Annotated in this window: 18 protein-coding genes and 1 pseudogene; 5 read left to right on the top strand and 14 right to left on the bottom strand. The window is 67.2% G+C overall.

Going from position 1 to position 16,528, the window contains the following annotated elements; translation table 11 throughout:
• Positions 1-104: 104 nt before the first annotated feature.
• The 7 genes from AUL32_RS18485 to AUL32_RS18455 all read right to left on the bottom strand — a co-directional run bounded on the left by AUL32_RS18485 (position 105) and on the right by AUL32_RS18455 (position 7,114).
• The gene (locus AUL32_RS18485) at positions 105-863 is read right to left on the bottom strand and encodes an iron ABC transporter ATP-binding protein (RefSeq protein WP_062118250.1); all 759 of its coding nucleotides are present in this window, start codon (positions 861-863) and stop codon (positions 105-107) included.
• Positions 860-1,828, bottom strand: a complete 969-nt coding sequence (locus AUL32_RS18480; RefSeq protein WP_062118247.1) for an iron chelate uptake ABC transporter family permease subunit — start codon at positions 1,826-1,828, stop codon at positions 860-862. The genes AUL32_RS18485 and AUL32_RS18480 overlap by 4 nt, the downstream gene beginning before the upstream one ends.
• A gap of 7 nt (positions 1,829-1,835) precedes the next feature.
• Positions 1,836-2,837, bottom strand: coding sequence for an ABC transporter permease (locus tag AUL32_RS18475; protein ID WP_062118245.1), 1,002 nt, complete (start codon positions 2,835-2,837; stop codon positions 1,836-1,838).
• A 7-nt stretch (positions 2,838-2,844) separates the two neighbouring features.
• Complete coding sequence (locus AUL32_RS18470) at positions 2,845-3,771, bottom strand: siderophore ABC transporter substrate-binding protein (protein ID WP_062118242.1); 927 nt, start codon at positions 3,769-3,771, stop codon at positions 2,845-2,847.
• Positions 3,772-4,094: 323 nt separating this feature from the next.
• Positions 4,095-4,913: an ethanolamine ammonia-lyase subunit EutC gene (gene eutC / locus AUL32_RS18465; protein WP_082659820.1), complete on the bottom strand. Its 819-nt coding sequence runs from the start codon at positions 4,911-4,913 to the stop codon at positions 4,095-4,097.
• A complete protein-coding gene (locus AUL32_RS18460; protein ID WP_062118239.1) occupies positions 4,910-6,316 on the bottom strand; it encodes an ethanolamine ammonia-lyase subunit EutB in 1,407 nt (468 codons plus the stop codon). The genes eutC and AUL32_RS18460 overlap by 4 nt, the downstream gene beginning before the upstream one ends.
• A gap of 21 nt (positions 6,317-6,337) precedes the next feature.
• Positions 6,338-7,114 (bottom strand): inositol monophosphatase family protein, encoded by a 777-nt coding sequence (locus tag AUL32_RS18455; protein ID WP_062118236.1) that lies wholly within the window; start codon positions 7,112-7,114, stop codon positions 6,338-6,340.
• Positions 7,115-7,433: 319 nt separating this feature from the next.
• On the opposite strand from AUL32_RS18455, the gene AUL32_RS18450 reads away from it, so the two are divergent.
• Entirely contained in the window at positions 7,434-8,342 is a 909-nt protein-coding gene (locus tag AUL32_RS18450) for an alpha/beta hydrolase family protein (protein ID WP_062118233.1), read from the top strand.
• A gap of 94 nt (positions 8,343-8,436) precedes the next feature.
• Here AUL32_RS18450 and AUL32_RS18445 read toward each other — a convergent pair whose 3' ends face one another.
• The 3 genes from AUL32_RS18445 to AUL32_RS24650 form a co-directional block, all read right to left on the bottom strand.
• Positions 8,437-8,877 (bottom strand): hypothetical protein, encoded by a 441-nt coding sequence (locus AUL32_RS18445; protein ID WP_244497965.1) that lies wholly within the window; start codon positions 8,875-8,877, stop codon positions 8,437-8,439.
• Positions 8,878-8,884: 7 nt separating this feature from the next.
• Positions 8,885-9,091, bottom strand: a complete 207-nt coding sequence (locus AUL32_RS18440) for a ParD-like family protein (RefSeq protein WP_062118230.1) — start codon at positions 9,089-9,091, stop codon at positions 8,885-8,887.
• A 131-nt stretch (positions 9,092-9,222) separates the two neighbouring features.
• A complete protein-coding gene (locus AUL32_RS24650; protein ID WP_082659818.1) occupies positions 9,223-9,591 on the bottom strand; it encodes a VOC family protein in 369 nt (122 codons plus the stop codon).
• Between the two features lie 181 nt (positions 9,592-9,772).
• Here AUL32_RS24650 and AUL32_RS18430 point away from each other — a divergent pair, with 181 nt between their 5' ends.
• The gene (locus tag AUL32_RS18430; RefSeq protein ID WP_062118224.1) at positions 9,773-11,011 is read left to right on the top strand and encodes a glycosyl hydrolase family 8; all 1,239 of its coding nucleotides are present in this window, start codon (positions 9,773-9,775) and stop codon (positions 11,009-11,011) included.
• Between the two features lie 119 nt (positions 11,012-11,130).
• Here AUL32_RS18430 and AUL32_RS26300 read toward each other — a convergent pair whose 3' ends face one another.
• Complete coding sequence (locus AUL32_RS26300) at positions 11,131-11,547, bottom strand: hypothetical protein (protein ID WP_280137590.1); 417 nt, start codon at positions 11,545-11,547, stop codon at positions 11,131-11,133.
• 134 nt (positions 11,548-11,681) lie between these two features.
• A pseudogene (locus AUL32_RS26465) lies at positions 11,682-12,068 on the bottom strand (GGDEF domain-containing protein); the annotation flags it as partial.
• A 163-nt stretch (positions 12,069-12,231) separates the two neighbouring features.
• Between AUL32_RS26465 and AUL32_RS24640 the strand changes: the two are divergent.
• Complete coding sequence (locus AUL32_RS24640; RefSeq protein ID WP_082659814.1) at positions 12,232-12,375, top strand: DUF1127 domain-containing protein; 144 nt, start codon at positions 12,232-12,234, stop codon at positions 12,373-12,375.
• Between the two features lie 211 nt (positions 12,376-12,586).
• Here the strand turns inward: AUL32_RS24640 and AUL32_RS18415 are convergent, their stop codons facing one another.
• Positions 12,587-13,282 (bottom strand): HAD family hydrolase, encoded by a 696-nt coding sequence (locus AUL32_RS18415; protein ID WP_062118218.1) that lies wholly within the window; start codon positions 13,280-13,282, stop codon positions 12,587-12,589.
• 126 nt (positions 13,283-13,408) lie between these two features.
• Positions 13,409-14,425 carry a LacI family DNA-binding transcriptional regulator gene (locus AUL32_RS18410; RefSeq protein ID WP_062118215.1) on the bottom strand — a complete coding sequence of 339 codons (1,017 nt, stop codon included), beginning with the start codon at positions 14,423-14,425 and terminating at the stop codon, positions 13,409-13,411.
• Positions 14,426-14,570: 145 nt separating this feature from the next.
• Here AUL32_RS18410 and AUL32_RS18405 point away from each other — a divergent pair, with 145 nt between their 5' ends.
• Positions 14,571-15,596 carry a Gfo/Idh/MocA family protein gene (locus AUL32_RS18405; RefSeq protein ID WP_062118213.1) on the top strand — a complete coding sequence of 342 codons (1,026 nt, stop codon included), beginning with the start codon at positions 14,571-14,573 and terminating at the stop codon, positions 15,594-15,596.
• A 12-nt stretch (positions 15,597-15,608) separates the two neighbouring features.
• On the top strand, positions 15,609-16,502 hold the full coding sequence (locus AUL32_RS18400) for a sugar phosphate isomerase/epimerase family protein (RefSeq protein ID WP_062118210.1): 894 nt from the start codon (positions 15,609-15,611) through the stop codon (positions 16,500-16,502).
• Positions 16,503-16,528: the final 26 nt, after the last annotated feature.

The raw sequence follows: 16,528 nt of genomic DNA, 5'->3' as shown, positions 1-16,528 counted from the left end.
CTTAGTAATGGGACGGATGTCGTCTGTCGCCACAGCTTATGCAAGACACGCCGAGGCTCGGCGAGGGTGCTCGGCAGAACCGCAACACGGTTCGGTACGCTCTTCTATTCGTAGAAAAGGCAGACCCGGCGCCCGGCGATCTCGTGGACGGCGATGTCCATGTCGTAGATCTCGCGCAAGGCGGCCGCCTGGATGATCGTCTCCGGCCTGCCCTGCCGGCAGACGCGCCCGCCTCGCATCGCGACGATGTGGTCGGAATGCCAGGAGGCGAAGTTGATGTCGTGGAGCACGATCACCACGGTCTTTCCGAGCTCGTCGCAGGCCCGCCGCCAAAGGCCCATCATGCCGGCGGCATGGCGCATGTCGAGATTGTTCAGGGGCTCGTCCAGAAGGACGTAGTCCGTGTCCTGGCAGAGCGCCATGGCGACGAAGGCGCGCTGGCGCTGGCCGCCGGACAACTCGTCCAGAAAGCGATGGGCGAGATCGCCGAGATTGAGATAGCCGAGCGCGCGATCGACATGCGCCCGATCCTCCGGCGTCGGACGCCCGCGCGAATAGGGATAGCGCCCGAAGGCGACGAGATCGCGCACCGTGAGCCGCGCGGTCAGGTGGTTGTCCTGCCGCAGGATGGCGAGATGGCGCGCCATGACTGAGCCGGGTGTCGTCGCGACGTCCAGCCCGCCGACATGGATCTCGCCCGCGTCGAGCCCGACCAGCCGGGCGATCATCGACAGAAGCGTCGACTTGCCCGCGCCGTTCGGCCCGATGATGGAGGTGAGGCCGCCCTTGGGGATGGTGAGCGTCACGTCGTCCACCACCAGCGTCTCGCCATAGCGCTTGGTCACGCCGAGCGTTTGGATCATCGGGCGGCTCCCCGCAGCACGAGAACGAGAAAGACGAGGCCGCCCAAAAACTCCACGATGATGGAAAGCGCGGTGTCGAAGCGGAAGACGCGCTCCAGGATCGTCTGGCCGCCGACCAGCGTCACGATCGCCAGAAGCACGGCGGCGGGCAGCACGAAGCGATGCCGGCTGTCGCCCACCAACGCCCGCGCGAGGCTCGCCACCAAGAGCCCGAAGAACGTGACGGGGCCGACAAGGGCGGTCGAGACCGCCACCAGAACGGACACGCAAAGGAGGATGGTCATCACCGTGCGGTGATGGTCGAGCCCCAGGCTGATCGCGTGCGAGCGCCCGAGCGTCAGCACGTCGAAGCGATGGCCGATGCGCAGGAGCACGAGCGAAGCCGCCGCGATGAGCACGAGCGAGACGCCGAGAAGGCCGACGTCGGCGCGCGAGAAGCTGGCGAACAGCGTGTCCTGCAGCACTTGGAAGGCATTCGGATCGAGAATGCGCTGAAGGAAGTTCGACAGCGATCGGAACAGGATGCCGAGAACGATGCCGACCAGCACCAGCCGGTGCAGGCTGTGCGTCTCTCTGAGGAAGAGCCATCGGAACAGAAGCAGTGAGAAGCCGGTCATGACCGCGACGTTCACCGCGAAGCGCGGGATCGGACCCAGCGAAACCAGCGCGCCCTGGCCGAGCGCGAAGACGAGCGCGGTCTGCACCAGCACGAAAAGCGCGTCGAACCCCATGACGGATGGGGTGAGGATGCGGTTCTCGGTGACCGTCTGAAACAGGATGGTGGACACGGCGACGGCAAAGGCGACGGTGGCCAGCGCCAGGAGGCGACCGCCGCGAAAGGCGAGAACGAAGCCCCAGCCGCCGCGCGCGCCGAGCGTCAGGAACAGGGTGGCGCTACCAAGCGCGAGGAGCACGAGCACGAGAAGCACCCAGCGCGGCCGGTTCATCACCGCGCTTTCACGCATCGCCTTCTCACGCATGGCGCCCGCGCAGGATCAGGACGAGAAACACCGCGCTGCCCACCAGCCCGACCATGGTGCCGATCGGGATCTCGTAGGGGTAGCGAAGGACGCGCCCGAGAATGTCGCAGACCAAGACGAAAAGCGCGCCGAGCACGGCCACCCAGGGCACGGTGACGCGCATGTTGTCGCCCACGAGAAGGCTGACGAGATTGGGCACGACGAGGCCAAGAAACGGGATCGCGCCCACCGAAACCAGCGTGACGGCGGCGATGGTGGAGACCAGCGCGAGGCCGAGCGTCACCACGCTTTCATGCGACAGGCCGAGACTTGTCGCGACATCCCGCCCCATTCCGGCGACGGTGAAGCGGTCGGCCATGCCATAGGCCAGAAGCGCGGCGACGAGGCCCAGCCAGAGCAGCTCGTAGCGCCCGCGCAGGACGCCGGAAAAATCCCCCATCGTCCAGGCGAGAAGAGAAGGGAGGAGGCCGAAGCGATAGGCGAGGAAACTCGTCACCGCGCCGATGACCCCGCCCAGCATGAGGCCGACGAGTGGCACCAGCATGGCGTCGCGCAGCGGCACGAAACGCAGGATGCGAAGAAACAGCGCCGTGCCGGCAAAGGCGAAGAGGGCGCCGACGCCCATCTTGGCCATGACCGGCCAGCCCGGCGCCAGCAGCGTGACCGCGAGAAAGCCGAGCGAGGCGGATTCCGTCGTGCCTGCGGTGGACGGCTCCACGAAGCGGTTTCGCACGATGGTCTGCATCACCAGCCCGGCGATGGCGAGCGAAGCCCCGGCCAGCAGAATGGCGAGCGTGCGCGGAATGCGACTGACGAGAAGCAGTTGCAGCGCCTGGTCCCCCTCGCCGCCGGACCAAAGACGGCTCGGCGTCACCGTGCCGACGCCGACGAACAGGCTGAGGATCGCCAGCGCGAGCGTCAGAAGAAGGGCGCAGGCGAGCCAAAGGCGCGGCGCGCCCCCAAGCCATCGCCGCGACGGATCGGACGGCGGCACGAGGGGTTCAGGACGCGTCGCGGGCACGCGCGATGATCTGGTCGAGCATCAGCATCAGCCCGGAATAGCCATGCATGGTGACATAGGCGGCGGCCGGGTCGAGAAAGACGATCTGGTTCTTGCCCCAGAATTTCGTGCCATGGATCAACTCGTTGTCCAGCACCTGGCGCGCGGTTCCCTCGTTGCCGATGCCGGCGTCCCGATCCACCACGAAGAGCCAGTCGGGATTGCGCTCCAGGAGATATTCGAAGGACACCGCGTCGCCGCCATGGTCGCGATCACTGACGTCTCCGAGCACGGAGGGAACGCCCAGCGCATCGTAGATCCAGGCGACCCGCGAACCCGGCCCGTAGACGCCGAGCCGCCCGCCATTCACCACGAGGACGAGGCCGGTTCCCTTGCCCGCCATGGCCGCGCGCGCCTGCGCGATCCTCTCGTCCAGCGCCGCCACCAGCTCGCCCGCCCGCGCCTCGCGGCCGAAGACGCGGCCATAGGTCTGCAAACTCGCCTTCACGCCGCCGGCGAGATCGGCATTGTCGACGCTCATGTCGAGGGTGGGCGCGATCTGGGAAAGGGTGGGCAAGGCCGTGCGCGAGCGCGAGGCGACGATCACGAGATCCGGCTCGGCGGCGGCAATGGCCTCCATGTCGGGCTCCTGCAACGACCCGATGCGCTGGGCGTCGGCGCCGATCCGCCTGGCGAGATAGGGCGGGGTCGCGGCGGCCGGCACGCCGGAGACCGGGACGCCCAGCGCCTCGAGATTGTCGAACGCCGCCCAGTCCGTCACCATGACCTTTGCCGGCACACCGGGCAGCACCGTCTCGCCCTGCGCGTGCGGAACGGTGATGGGGGCCGCCCAGACGGACGCGCCGAATCCTCCCATCGCGAGCGCCAGACAGGCGGACAGGATCAGGCTGGTGCAAAGTCTGGTCATGAAGCGGGCCCGGGATTGGAGGCGAGGGATCGGGCGTGGCTACGAAATCTGGATCAAACTTGTCAAGTTATGCGCCGGCTTGATGGCACGGACGCGGGAACTGACGTGCGTTCCGCATTCAGGATTCATCGCCGGAAGCGGATGTGCCGCCGTTTGCCTGAAGCGCGCGTACGAAAGATGCCTGTGGCCCCGATGGGGATGACCGGCGAAGGCGCGCGCCGTCGGCTCCGTTGACCTGACCTCTTTCGGCCGATTGCGCGCTCAAAGAGATGACCCATTGCCACCTCCTCGTCCCTTCTTCGAGATGGCAGCCTGCCGGGCTGTCAGGCGAGTTCGCCGCCGCGCCGCTCGATCGCGGCCGCCTCGTCCGTGCGGCGCAGTGCGACGCCGCTTGTCGTCTGCGCCCGCATCAGGGCGAGCAACGCCATGATCTGGTCGGCCGCCGCGTCGATGCCCAGCCCGCCCTCGCGGATGTTGGACAGGCAGTTGCGCCGCGAGTCCGGCAGGCCCGGTTCGGGCGCGAAGGTGAGATAGCAGCCCAGACTATCGGCCGCCGAAAGGCCCGGCCGCTCGCCCACCAGAAGCGCGACGCAGCGCGCGCCCAGCATCGCGCCCACGGGATCGCCCAAGGCGACGCGGCCCTGATGGGCGATGACGACCGGCGCCAAGCGCCAGCCGAGGCGCGCCGCGCGCTCAGCCAGCGCCCCGGCCAGCGGCGCGGCGTTGAGCGCGACGGCGGTGGCCGAAAGCCCGTCGGCCACGACGATTGCCAGATCGAAGCCCGGCGCCTCGCCCCGCGCGGCCCGCAGCGCATCGGCCGACCCGGACGAGAGCGTGCGGCCGAGATCGGGGCGTCGCAGATAGTCGGCGCGATTAGCGGCGTTGGACCATACTTCCAGCGAGGCGAGCCCCTGCGCCGCCATTGCGGCGGCCAGTGCCCCGGCGTCCATCGCCGTCCAGACCGCCTCGCGCGCCCGGGCGTGGTCGAGATTGAAGCGCAAGGCCGCTCCGGTCGGAACGCCCGAGCCATGCGCGCCGAGCGCGATGCGCGCCTGCGTCAGCCCCGCCAGATCGCGCAGCGAGCGCGGCCTTGTGTCCTGTGTTGGCAAAGGCTTGGGGGCGTCCCCGTCCCGCCCGCTCATGCCGCTCGCCCTTCCAGAAGCCGGGAGGCGTCGAGAAAGGGCGCGGGCAGGGCGCCGGTGCCATCCGAGGCGAGGCGCCCCTCGGCATTCAGAATGCGGGTCTCGCGCAGCCAGCGCTCGAACTCGGGCGCCGGAGGGCGCTTCAAGGTCTCGCGCGCATAGACCGCGTCGTGGTGGCTGAGCGACTGGTAGTTCAGCATGATGTCGTCGGCGCCCGGCACGGTGATGACGAAGTTGACGCCCGCCGCGCAAAGCATCGTCAGCAGCATGTCCATGTCCTCGCCGTCGGCATCGGCATGGTTGGTGTAGCAGACGTCGACGCCCATCGGCAGGCCGAGCAGCTTGCCGCAGAAATGATCCTCTAGCCCGGCGCGGATGATCTGCTTGCCGTTGAACAGATATTCCGGCCCGATGAAACCGACCACGGTGTTGACCAGAAGCGGGTCGAATTCGCGCGCGACGGCATAGGCCCGCGTTTCCATGGTCTGCTGATCGACGCCGAAATGCGCCTCGGCCGACAGGGCCGAGCCCTGGCCGGTTTCGAAATACATGAACTGCCCGCCGGCCGGGCAGCGGCCGAGCGCGCGTCCCACATCATAGGCCTCGCGCAGCAGGGCCAGATCGACGCCGAAGCCCTGGTTGGCCTTCTGCGAGCCGGCGACGGACTGGAACACGAGATCCACCGGCGCGCCGCGCGCCATGGCCTCGATCGCTACGGTGACATGGCCGAGGCAGCAATGCTGCGTCGGCACGCCAAGCTTGAGGCGCAGCGTCTCCAGGAGCTCCACGATGCGGACGTAGTCCGGAAGCGTGTCGGTGGCCGGGTTGACGCCGATCACCGCGTCGCCCGATCCCATCAGCAACCCGTCCAGCGCCGAGACGAGAATGCCGTCCGTCGCGTCGGTCGGGTGGTTGGGCTGGTTGCGGGTCGACAGGTGGCCGGGCAGGCCGATCGTGGAGCGAAAGCGCGTGACTACCGGCCGCTTGGCCGCGATCGCGACGAGATCCTGCATCCGGCAGATCTTCGACACCGCCGCCACCATTTCGGGCGTCAGCCCATAGGTCAGCGTTTCCAGCGCCGCCGCATCGGCCGCCGGCGACAGGAGCCATTCGCGAAACGCGCCGACCGTCAGCGACGAGACCGGCGCGAAGGCCGCCGCATCGTGCTGCCGGGCGATGAGATCCGACACCTCGTCCGTTTCGGACGGGATGAGCTCCTGTTCGAGGAAAGTCTTCAGAGGCAGGTCGGCCAGCGCCATCTGCGCCGCGATGCGCTCCACCGGGCCGGAGGCGGCGATGCCGGCCAGCTGGTCGCCGGAGCGCTCGGGCGTCGCACGCGCCATCAGCGTGCGAAGGTCCTCGAAGCCGAAGCGCGTTCCCCCGATCGTGGTCGAATAGGCCATGCCCGCGCCGTCTCCCTCACCTCAACCCGCGACGAGACACAGCGCCTCGGCATGAAGCGCGGGCGTCGCGGCCGCCAGAACGCGCCCGTCCGAGCCGAGCGTCAGCGCCGCGCCCGACCAGTCGGTCACGACCCCGCCCGCCGCCTCGATCACCGGTACCAGCGCCATGTAGTCGTAGGGCTGCAGCCCGCATTCGGCAATCAGGTCGCAATGGCCGGACGCCAGCAAACCATAGGCGTAGCAGTCGCCGCCGAAACGCCGGATCGCCGTTCCCTCCACGAACCGCCGATAGATCGCCTCGTCCGCGCCCCGGAACGGCTCGGGCGAGGTCGTGAAGAAGCGGGCGTCCTTCACGGCGCGGCAGGCGCTGGTCCGCGCCGGTCGCCCGTTCAGGAAAGCGCCGGCGGCGCTGCCGGTCCAGCGCTCGCCCAGCGCCGGCATGTCGATGAGCCCCAGCACGGGGCGGCCCCCCTCCAACATCGCGATCAGCGTGCCGAACAAGGGCAGGCCGGTGACGAAGCTCTTGGTGCCGTCGATCGGGTCGATCACCCAGGTCGGGCCGCTTCCCCGCTTGACGCCCATCTCCTCGCCGAAAATGCCGTGCTCGGGAAAGCGCGCCTCGATCCGCGCGCGAAGCTCGGCTTCGATCGCCCGGTCGGCGACGGTCACCGGGGTTTCGTCGGCTTTGGAGACGATATCGAGCGCCGTTCGAAAATGGGCGAGCGCGATCGGGCGCGCGGCATCGGCCAAGCTTTCGGCGAAGGCGAGAAGATCGGCGGGAGAGGGGGAGGATGCCATTCGTCGGAACGCCTTCGGAGGAATCGGCCAGTCGAAGAGACATACAACGCGCCGGCGCCACGCGTCTCGCCTTCGGGCAGCGGAAAAGCGATGGGGGCGGATCGGAGCGTGCAAAGAATAGGGGGTGATCTGCTTGGTTCGCACGCCGCGAAGCTGACGGGATGTCGGCGGCATGGGTTGACCATTAGCGGCGCCTTGATCGAGCAGGAACGCGCCAGCCATGCCCTGCCGGTTTTGTCCCGCCTTCCGGCGTCCCGCCACGAAACCGCCGCGAGCCGAGCGCGCGGTGGGAGATGTAGCCGTTCAGCGGAGTCCGCCCATGCTTCTCCACCGCCGCGCCGTTCTTGCAGCGCTCGCCGTCGCGCCCTTCGCCGCGCGCCCCATCCTGGCCCAGACACCGGAATCCGCGCCCCTGCCCGAGCCGCCGCTTCTCGGCAGCGACTACCGTGCGGCGCGGGCGGCCTTCCGAACCAACCTTCTGCGGCGCGGACCCGCGCCCGACCAGGGCGATCCTTTGACCGCGCCGGAGGGGGCGGAGGCGCTGCGCTACCGCTCAGGGGGGCGCGACCTCGTCGCCTGGGCAAGCCCCCCGGGCGACGCCGCCGCCCTGAAGCCCGCCGTCCTCGTGCTCCATGGCGGCAACGCGATCTGGCACGGCCACTGGCAGGATCTGGTCGCGCCCTATGTTGCGGCGGGCTTCCACGCCCTGATGCCGACCCTGCGCGGCGAGAACGGGCAGCCCGGCGACTTCTCGGCCTTCTACGACGAGACCGACGACGTGCTCGCCGCAGCCGAGGCGCTGCGCGCCCGACCGGGCGTCGACCCCGAGCGCGTCTTCGTCAGCGGCCACAGCGTCGGCGGCACGCTGACGCTTCTCGCCGCGCTCAGCGGCGACTTTCGAGGCGCGGCGGCGCTCTCCCCCTCGCCCGACACACGCGTCTTCTTCCAGCGTTTTGCCGACGAGGCGCCGTTCGACCTGTCCGACCCAAGGGAGTTGGAGATGCGCTCGGCCGTGTGCTTCGCCTCCGGTTTCCGCTGCCCGGTCCTGATGTCGCATGGCGACGGGGAAACGCGCTCGAGCCGATCGATCGACCTCGCGGTCGCTCGGGCTCGCGCCGCCGGTCTTCGCGCCGAACACCGCGTGGTTGCGGGTGACCACATGGGCTCGATCCCCGCCGGAATGCGCGTGGCGCTCGACTTCTTCGCGTCGGAAACAGGCGTTCGTTAGTCGATCTTGCTCGGCTGTTCGCTGATGGGAAAGATCGAGCGAGCGGAGCCGCGATAATGCGGGCTGCCTCCCACCCGTCGCCGAGGTCGCGATTTCAGAGTTGCACGCCTCGCGCGGTCCATGCCGCCATTTCACCGTCGGCGATCGTCAGCGAGATCCGCCAGCGGTCGCTCCGGCGCAGGATGTAGACATGCTCCCACTCGGCGATAAGCGCGCCGGCTTCGCCTTCCATCCGGTACGCCATGCGCGCCTGCGCGACGTTCGGGAAAAGTTCGCTCGCGGACAAGAGTTCGCCCACCGGCCGCACGACGCCCTGTTGGCGATAGAAGTCCATCAACGTCACGCAATGATCACGAAACGCTTCCCTCGGCATCGCGAAGTTGCCGCCCGGCGACGGGAACAGTCCCACCGGCTCCCAAAGCTCGCTCAACGCATCGGCGTCGCGGCGGGCGAACGCATCGACATAGCTGGCGAAGAAGGCCGCGATCTCGTCCTGAAAGCTCACGATCGCTTTGCCTGATGATCCGCTGTCCATGAAACCGTCAGGCCGCCGCAGCGGGCGCGAGGCGCACATCCGCCGCATTGAGCTGCGCCTTGACGATGTCGTTGAAGGCCAAAGTGGGATTGGCTTGCGCCAGCATCCCGATCTTCATCCAGAACTCGGCCTGCGCATTGATGGAACGGCACATCACGGTGCTGGCGCGCCTGACCTGCTCATGCAGGTCGTCATCGATTTTCACGAGACCCATGTCCACTCCTTGATGATATACGAAACATATATGGAACGTATATACCTCATGTCAATTGTTAACGAAGGGAGAGGTGTTCGTCATCGAACGGTGCCCACGGACTCTCGAATGAATTGAACGGTCGGCTGCGCCTACACAGCGTGCTCTTCCATCAGTTCGATCCGATTTCCGAACGGATCGTCGACGTAACGGCGTTCATAGCCTTCCAAGGGTTGGTCTTCGACCACACGGTAGCCCCGCGCTTCGAGTCGCGCGCAAAGCGCCGCCAGATCAGAAACGAGAAAGGCCGGGTGGGCTTTTCGTGCGGGGTGAAACGGCGTCTCGACGCCCAGGTGGATTTTGAGATCGTCCTTCTCGAACCAGCATCCGCCCCTTGCCGCCAAGTGCGCAGGCTTCGGAACCTGAGAGATGCCGAGCGTATCAGCGTAGAAGGCGGCGGCCCGATCCTCTCCGCCCGCTGGCATCGCCAGTTGAACATGATCGAGCCGCAGAAGGGACATCGGGTGCTCTAGTCGGTATGCGTGCCGGTGCCAGTTTATCGGCCGCGCCGCCCTCGGAGAATGACCATTTGCTGGCTATACGTCGAGGCAGCCTCAGTTGTCGCAAGAGGTAAAGGCGGGTCGCACTCTATGGAAGGGCGGGCCATTGTGCTCTGATCGGCGCAGGCAGGCAGAGGGTGAAATGGTCCGCACTCCCATCACGATCGCTTGGGCGCTGGCCGTCGGCCTCGTTGCCTCGGCCCCGCTTCCGGCCGCTGCCGCGCCCTATCGCGGTGCGGCGATCTTCCCCTCGGCGAGTGATCGGGACGAGGCGCTTCGCGACTTCTACCGGGCGTGGAAGAACCTCTATGTCGTGCAGGCCTGCGGCGAGGGGCGTTATCTCGTCAAGGTCGACGCCGATGGCAAACGCGTCGGCGGCGGAACGCAGGCAGGAACGATCACCGTTTCGGAAGCGCATGGCTACGGCATGCTCCTGACCGTCATGATGGCCGACGTGGACCCAGAGGCGAGAGTCGTCTTCGACGGCATGGTGCGATATTTCCATGATCATCCCGCAACCTCCGACCCGGGCCTGATGGCCTGGAACCAAGTGGCCGACTGCTCCGACGCGTCGAAAGTGGGCGGCGGCAATTCGGCCACCGATGGCGATCTCGACATCGCCTATGCCCTGCTTCTGGCGGAGAAGAAATGGGGGCGCGGCGGGGCGTTCGACTATGGGGCGGAGGCGCGCAAGGTCCTGGCCGCCATTCTGGCTCACGAGGTGAAGGGCGACGTGCTCCTGATCGGCGACTGGGCCAAGACGGGGGAGGACGGTGCCTATTCGGCCACGACGCGTGCCTCGGACTTCATGGTTTCGCACTTCAAGGCCTTCGCCGACGCCACCGGCGAGCGGCGCTGGCTGCGCATCCGCGACCGGATCTACGACACGATCCGAACGGTCGGTTCGCGCTACGCGCCGCGCACGGGGCTGATGCCCGACTTCATCGTGGACATGCCGAGCCGCCCCAAGCCAGCGCCGTCCGGCTTTCTGGAGGGCGACAACGACGGCGACTACGCCTGGAACTCGGGCCGCTATCCCTGGCGCATCGCGCTGGACTATCTGCTCTACGCCGAGCCTCGCGCCAAGGCCGCCCTCGCGCCGCTGACGGCCTGGGCGCGTTCGGCCACAAGAGGCAGGCCGAGCGCTTTTGCCGATACCTACAAGCTCGACGGCTCGCCCTATTCCGGGCACGGGACGAATTCGATGGCCTTCGTGCCGATGCTCGGCGTCGCCGCCATGCTCGAGCCGGGCGATCAAGCCTGGCTCGACGCGATCTGGTCCGATACGGTCGAGACGGATCTCGCGGACGAGGACTATTTCGGCAACACGCTGAAACTGCTCGGCATGGTGGCCATGAGCGGCCATTGGAGAGCGCCATAAGCGGCATGGCCGAGCCCGGCTGCATCGAGATCAGCCAGAAGACACGTCGCTTGGGAAAAAGCTCGTTTGGGGAACAATCGCAGATTCCAAGCAGCCTCCCCTACCAAGTCCTCCGGCCGTCACAGCGTCTGGATTTCGCCCGCTGCCACCTCGGCGGTTATGTCGATGAGGCAGGAAGGCCCACCGGTTACAGGAGCGCCGCCCCAGCGCAGCACGTCTTCGGCCGCGAGTTCGATCTTGTAGCGCTTCTTGGATCGCTCGAAGCCCGTGCGGGTCGCGGTTTCCTTCCAGGCGACCGTTCCAAGATACCGATCCGGCGGCAGGGTGATGTCGCCTGCGATCTTGGTGTCGATCGACACCAGAAAGCCCATCGGGCCGCCTGCCATCCGTGAACCGCTGCGCAGCCTTGCCATGTCGTGTCCGTCCTCAAATTCTTGAGACACGTTGGGAGCATGTCGGGCAAGAAGGCAAGTCTCACGACCCACGGCTTCGACCCGGACACCCGAGCGGAGCCGCCGGACCTTGATCGACGCCATCTTCCGGCGACGGTCGATCCGACCTCAGGCCACGTTGCTGCTTTGTGCGGGATCGCTCCCACGCCAGACGAGGACGCTCCTTTGCCGTAGGTCTTGACCACGTAGAGCGCCCGGTTCGATTGCCTCATCAGATCGCTCAGAAGGGCTGTCCCGTCGCGATCGAGCGCTGCGCCCACGCTGACGCCGACATGCGCCAGACTGCCCATGTCGATCTCGACGGGCTTCGAAGGCGCGACGATGATCCAGGCGCCGAGGTTTCTGACCTCGTCAAAGTCGGCGTGCCGCACGAGAACCAGAACCTCGTCTCCGCCGAGGCCGCAGATCGTGCCTGCCGGCCCCACTGTCTCCCGCAAGCGCTGGCCGACGGTCTGCAGAAGCGTGTCGCCCGCTCCATTCCCCAGCCGGTCGTTCACTTGTTTGAAGCCGTCGAGATCGAGATAGAGTAGGGAGCGAGCCTGCCGCGACGGGCCGATTTCGTCGAAGGCCGCCTTTATGGCCCGCCGGTTCCCCAGGGCCCTCAAAGGCTCGTTGAGGGTCTGCTCGCGGCTTTCGATCTGCGCCCGGATCGGCTCGATCGCGGCGGTGCGGCGTTGCCAGATGCTATCGAAGCGTAGGGCCGGGTATCAAAGAGCCTTGAACGCCCCGGCTACGACAACGAGAGTGCGGACCCGCAAAGAAGCCCTCATGCGCCTCGCTCGCTCCCTGCGCATTTGGCGCCAGTATCGCCGCACGGCCAACGAACTGAACCGTCTCTCGCAGCGGGAATTCGCCGATCTCCGCATCGCCCGCGCGGACATCTCGCCGATCGCCCGCCAGCCGACGCGCTAACGGTTTCAATCTTTCGCCTCGGCCGGTCCGCCCCCGGCGAAGGCGTTTTCATGTCGAGCGGTCTGTAGCGCGCAGCCGTTGGCGATGCGAACCATCCGACTGAAGATGTCGGGTCGGACGCTCTGTTCAGAAAATCCGAGCCGCTTCACTCCCCGAGACTGCGATCGTCACCTCCATCAACGCCGCGTGGCGGGGAAGCGCTCCTACGGGTTCAGGCGCGAAGCTCGGAGGCCTGCCGCGAGGTCTGACCCGCGCCCGTTCGCTCCCGCACAAATGTCAGGACTTCCTGATTGTTGAAATTTCGCGCGACCACACTGGCGCCAGCAGCGCGCAGCACGTCAGGCTCGACCGAAGTCAAGAGCCCGACGACGCCGACACCCGCCGCGAAGGCTGATTTGGCGCCCGCCGGCGAATCCTCGAAAGCGACGGAGCGCTGGGGGTCTCCGCCCAGGATCTCGATCGCCGTTAGGTAGGGAAGGGGATGCGGCTTGGCGTTCGCCAGCTCGTCACCGATCACCAGACAGGCGAAGCGATCGGTGAGACGCAGGGCCTTGAGCACGAGCTCGGCATTGGCACGGGGCGCGTTGGTCACGACCGCGCAGGGAATGCCCTCGCTGTCGGCCCAGTCGAGAAGGGGCAGGAGGCCGGACGCGGCTTCGAGCTCGGTCACCATCTCGCGGTAGGCTGCCTCCTTGGCGTCCAGCACCGCGGCGCCTTCCGCGACCGAGAGGCTCGGCAGGAAGTTGGCCGCCGTGGCCGTATTGGCGACGCCAATGATGCGCGTTCGATACGTTTCCCAGTCGAGATCGACGCCATAGGGCAGGAACACGCTCTTCATGGCCTGGAAGTGCAGATGATCGGTCTCGACGATCGTGCCGTCCATGTCGAAGAGAAGGGTCGCGGTCATCGATCGGAAACTCGCATCATTTTCGGGCGGAAGGCCGTGGCTCTCCTATGCAGCGGAAAGGCGCGGAGGTCGAGGCCCCGCGCAAGCGCTTCACTGCCGAAGGCGGCCGATCCCCGACGCGCCGTTTTACCCGTGGCTTTCTCCGACCACCATTTCGAAGGGCCAGAGATGGTCGCGGAACGTATCGGCTCGCCGGCCTACGGAGGGCAGTTGCAGAAGGAGGCGCGAGCCGAGGGCCTGACCCAGTTCGAAGACCGACATGCGAAAGCTGGTGAGCGCGGGCTTCAAATGAGCGTTCTGCTGAATGGCCCGGTGGCCGACCACGCCGATGTCGCGGCCGGGCTCCAGCCCGCCTTCGCGCAGGGTCGCATAAAGGCCTTCGGCCATCAGGTCGTTGACGAGCAGGATCGCCGTCGGCCTCGGGTCGAGAGCCATGAGCGCCTGGGCCGCGACGTGGCCGCCGCCGCCATGCACCGGCGCGGGGATCACCAGTTGCTCATCGAAGGGCAGGCCGCTCTCAGTCAGCGCCTGCCGATAGCCATCGAGATAGATCGCGCCCAGATTGGCGTCGTCCATCGGCACGGTGATGGCGATTCGCTTGTGGCCGGCGGCCGCCAGAAGCCGCACGGACGAGGCTGCCAGTCCGTGGAAGTCGAGGTCGATCCAGTCGTAGGCGCGGCCGGACAGGCTGCGCCCGAGCGAGACGAAGGGAATGCCCCGCGTTTCCAGGATTTCGATGCGCGGATCGGTGCGCTTGGTGGCCGACAGGATGAATCCGTCCGCCAGCTTGCGGCCGACGATGCGGTTCATGAACGCCGCCCGGTCGCCGTCGTCGGGGCACATGAGCACGAGATAGTCGAGGCCCGCCGGCGCCGTCACGGACTGAACGCCCTGGTGCAGCATCATGAAGAAGGCGGCGTTCTCGTCCGACGTCTGAGGTCCGACCTCGGTCACGAAGGCCACGATGCCGGTGCTCCCCTTGCGCAGGCTGCGGCCGGATTGGTTCGGCTGATAGCCGAGCGCGCGCGCGGCCTCCATCACCCGTTTCCGGGTTTCGGGGTTGACGTCGGGCTTCCCGTTCAGGGCCCGCGACACCGTGCCGATCGAGATGTTGAGGTGCTTGGCAAGCTCTTGGATACGCATCGGTCCACTCGTACACGGCTCACGGGAGGTGAGGGAAGAGGACGACTTGACAAGACCCTCTCCCTCCCATTCTATGAACCGGAAACGTTTACGGACCCTAGAGGTCGTGCCCGGAAAGGGCCGGACGTTGAGGGAGGGAGGAACTATGCACCGCGTCATCGTCGTGGGGTGCGGAGCCATGAGCCATGTCTGGTTCGAGGCGGCTGCGGCGCGCTCTGATCTCGAAATCGTCGCTTTGGTCGATCTCGACCTGAAGCGCGCGGAGGATTGCCTCGCCCGCCATGACTTGGGTGATGCGCGCGCCTTCACCGACTTCGCAAAGGCCCTGCGCGAGAGCCGGGCCGACATCGTCTTCGACATCGCCGTTCCTTCCGCGCGTTCCGCCATCGTCCGCGCGGCGCTGGAGAGCGGCTGCCATGTCCTCTCGGAAAAGCCGATGGCCGAGACGCTGGACGAAGCCCGGTCGTTGGTCGATGCCGCCCGCCGCGCCGGCCGCCATCATGTCGTGATCCAGAATCGCCGCTATCTCGAACCCGTTCGCCGCATTCGCGACTTCCTGGCGAACGGGGCGATCGGCGAGGTGACGAGCACCCATTGCGACTTCTTCCTCGCGCCGCGCTTCGGCGGCTTCCGCGAGGAGATGGCGCATGTCCTCCTGCTCGACATGGCGGTCCACACGTTCGACGCGGCGCGCTTTCTCACCGGCGAAAACGCCGTCAGCGTCTATGCCGAGGAATGGGAGCCGGCATCCTCCTGGTATCGGCAGGGCTCCAGCGCGGCGGCCTTGTTCCGCATGGAATCGGGCGCCCTCTTTTCCTACCGGGGCTCCTGGTGCGCGCGGGGCCGCGCGACGCCTTGGGAAGCCGAATGGCGCATCGTGGGAACGCTGGGCACGCTGACCTGGGACGGCGCCGAGCGCATCGAGGCCGAAGTGGCCGATCCCGAACACCGGGACGGGCTGTTCGAGACGACGCGGTCGCTCGTCGTTCCGCCGCTTGGGCCGGACGTGCGCGTCGGCGGTCACGCCGGCGTCATGCGGGATTTTCTCGAGGCGATCGCCAACGGGCGCCCGGCGGAGACGGACGGCTCGTCCAACATTCAGACGCTCGCCATGGTCCACGGCGCGATCCAAAGCGCCGAGACCGGCCAGCGCGTCGCGATTTCAGTTTAGACGGAGGGCCCGATGGCCGCACCCATGAGCAACATCCGCATCGGCACGATGGTCAAGGCCAACGATCCCGACCCCGCCGCCGCCGTGCGGCGTATCCTCCCGCACGGGTTCGAGAGCATCGAGCCGTTTTTCTGGCAGGTGATGAACAAGGATCTGCCGCGTCTGGCGGGGGAGCTGCGCGAGGCGATCGGCGACCGGGACGTGACGATCTCGACGCTCGGCATGTTCGGCAATCCGCTGGAGGAGGGCGAGCTCGACGTCGCCACCCTGCGCGGTTGGGAAGCGCTGATCGACAACGCGCATCTCTTCGGCGCGACGACGATCGCCGGCTTCACCGGCCGTCTGCGCGGGCAGCCGATCGAGGCCAGTCTGCCGCGCTTCCGCGAGGTCTGGAGCGAGCTGTCGCGCCGCGCCGCCGACCGGGGCGTGCGTCTTGCCTTCGAGAACTGCGCGATGGACGGCAACTGGGCGAGCGGCGATTGGAACATTGCCCACACGCCGGACGCCTGGGAGCTGATGTTCGATGCGGTTCCGGAGGACAATCTCGGGCTCGAATGGGAGCCCTGCCACCAGATGGTCTATCTCATCGACCCCATTCCGCAGATCCGCAAATGGGCGCCGAAGATTTTCCACGTTCATGGCAAGGACGCGACCATCCGCTGGGACGTGATCCGCGAGCACGGCATCTACGGCAAGCTGCCCGCCGTCTTCATGCGCACGCCCGGCTTCGGCGACACGAACTGGACCGACGTCATTTCCGAACTGCGCCTGGCCGGCTGGTCCGGCTCGATCGACATCGAAGGCTGGCACGACCCGGTCTATTGCGACGCGCTGGAGATGACCGGCCAGGTGCACGGCTTGAATTATCTCAAGCAGTGCCGAGGCGGCACGGTCGTCCCCAACTGAAAATCGACGCACCGGCCGCTCGGGTC

The sequence above is a fragment of the Aureimonas sp. AU40 genome (assembly GCF_001463785.1).
GTDB lineage: Bacteria > Pseudomonadota > Alphaproteobacteria > Rhizobiales > Rhizobiaceae > Aureimonas.
Note: the sequence above shows the minus strand (reverse complement) of the source record. Positions and strands in the feature narration are given on the sequence as shown.

Coding starts and splice junctions, on each gene's coding strand:
- AUL32_RS18485 (WP_062118250.1), bottom strand. CDS start 863: ATGATCCAAACGCTCGGCGTGACCAAGCGCTATGGCGAGACGCTGGTG.
- AUL32_RS18480 (WP_062118247.1), bottom strand. CDS start 1,828: ATGCGTGAAAGCGCGGTGATGAACCGGCCGCGCTGGGTGCTTCTCGTG.
- AUL32_RS18470 (WP_062118242.1), bottom strand. CDS start 3,771: ATGACCAGACTTTGCACCAGCCTGATCCTGTCCGCCTGTCTGGCGCTC.
- eutC (WP_082659820.1), bottom strand. CDS start 4,913: ATGAGCGGGCGGGACGGGGACGCCCCCAAGCCTTTGCCAACACAGGAC.
- AUL32_RS18460 (WP_062118239.1), bottom strand. CDS start 6,316: ATGGCCTATTCGACCACGATCGGGGGAACGCGCTTCGGCTTCGAGGAC.
- AUL32_RS18455 (WP_062118236.1), bottom strand. CDS start 7,114: ATGGCATCCTCCCCCTCTCCCGCCGATCTTCTCGCCTTCGCCGAAAGC.
- AUL32_RS18450 (WP_062118233.1), top strand. CDS start 7,434: ATGCTTCTCCACCGCCGCGCCGTTCTTGCAGCGCTCGCCGTCGCGCCC.
- AUL32_RS18445 (WP_244497965.1), bottom strand. CDS start 8,877: ATGGACAGCGGATCATCAGGCAAAGCGATCGTGAGCTTTCAGGACGAG.
- AUL32_RS18440 (WP_062118230.1), bottom strand. CDS start 9,091: ATGGGTCTCGTGAAAATCGATGACGACCTGCATGAGCAGGTCAGGCGC.
- AUL32_RS24650 (WP_082659818.1), bottom strand. CDS start 9,591: ATGTCCCTTCTGCGGCTCGATCATGTTCAACTGGCGATGCCAGCGGGC.
- AUL32_RS18430 (WP_062118224.1), top strand. CDS start 9,773: ATGGTCCGCACTCCCATCACGATCGCTTGGGCGCTGGCCGTCGGCCTC.
- AUL32_RS26300 (WP_280137590.1), bottom strand. CDS start 11,547: ATGGCGTCGATCAAGGTCCGGCGGCTCCGCTCGGGTGTCCGGGTCGAA.
- AUL32_RS24640 (WP_082659814.1), top strand. CDS start 12,232: ATGCGCCTCGCTCGCTCCCTGCGCATTTGGCGCCAGTATCGCCGCACG.
- AUL32_RS18415 (WP_062118218.1), bottom strand. CDS start 13,282: ATGACCGCGACCCTTCTCTTCGACATGGACGGCACGATCGTCGAGACC.
- AUL32_RS18410 (WP_062118215.1), bottom strand. CDS start 14,425: ATGCGTATCCAAGAGCTTGCCAAGCACCTCAACATCTCGATCGGCACG.
- AUL32_RS18405 (WP_062118213.1), top strand. CDS start 14,571: ATGCACCGCGTCATCGTCGTGGGGTGCGGAGCCATGAGCCATGTCTGG.
- AUL32_RS18400 (WP_062118210.1), top strand. CDS start 15,609: ATGGCCGCACCCATGAGCAACATCCGCATCGGCACGATGGTCAAGGCC.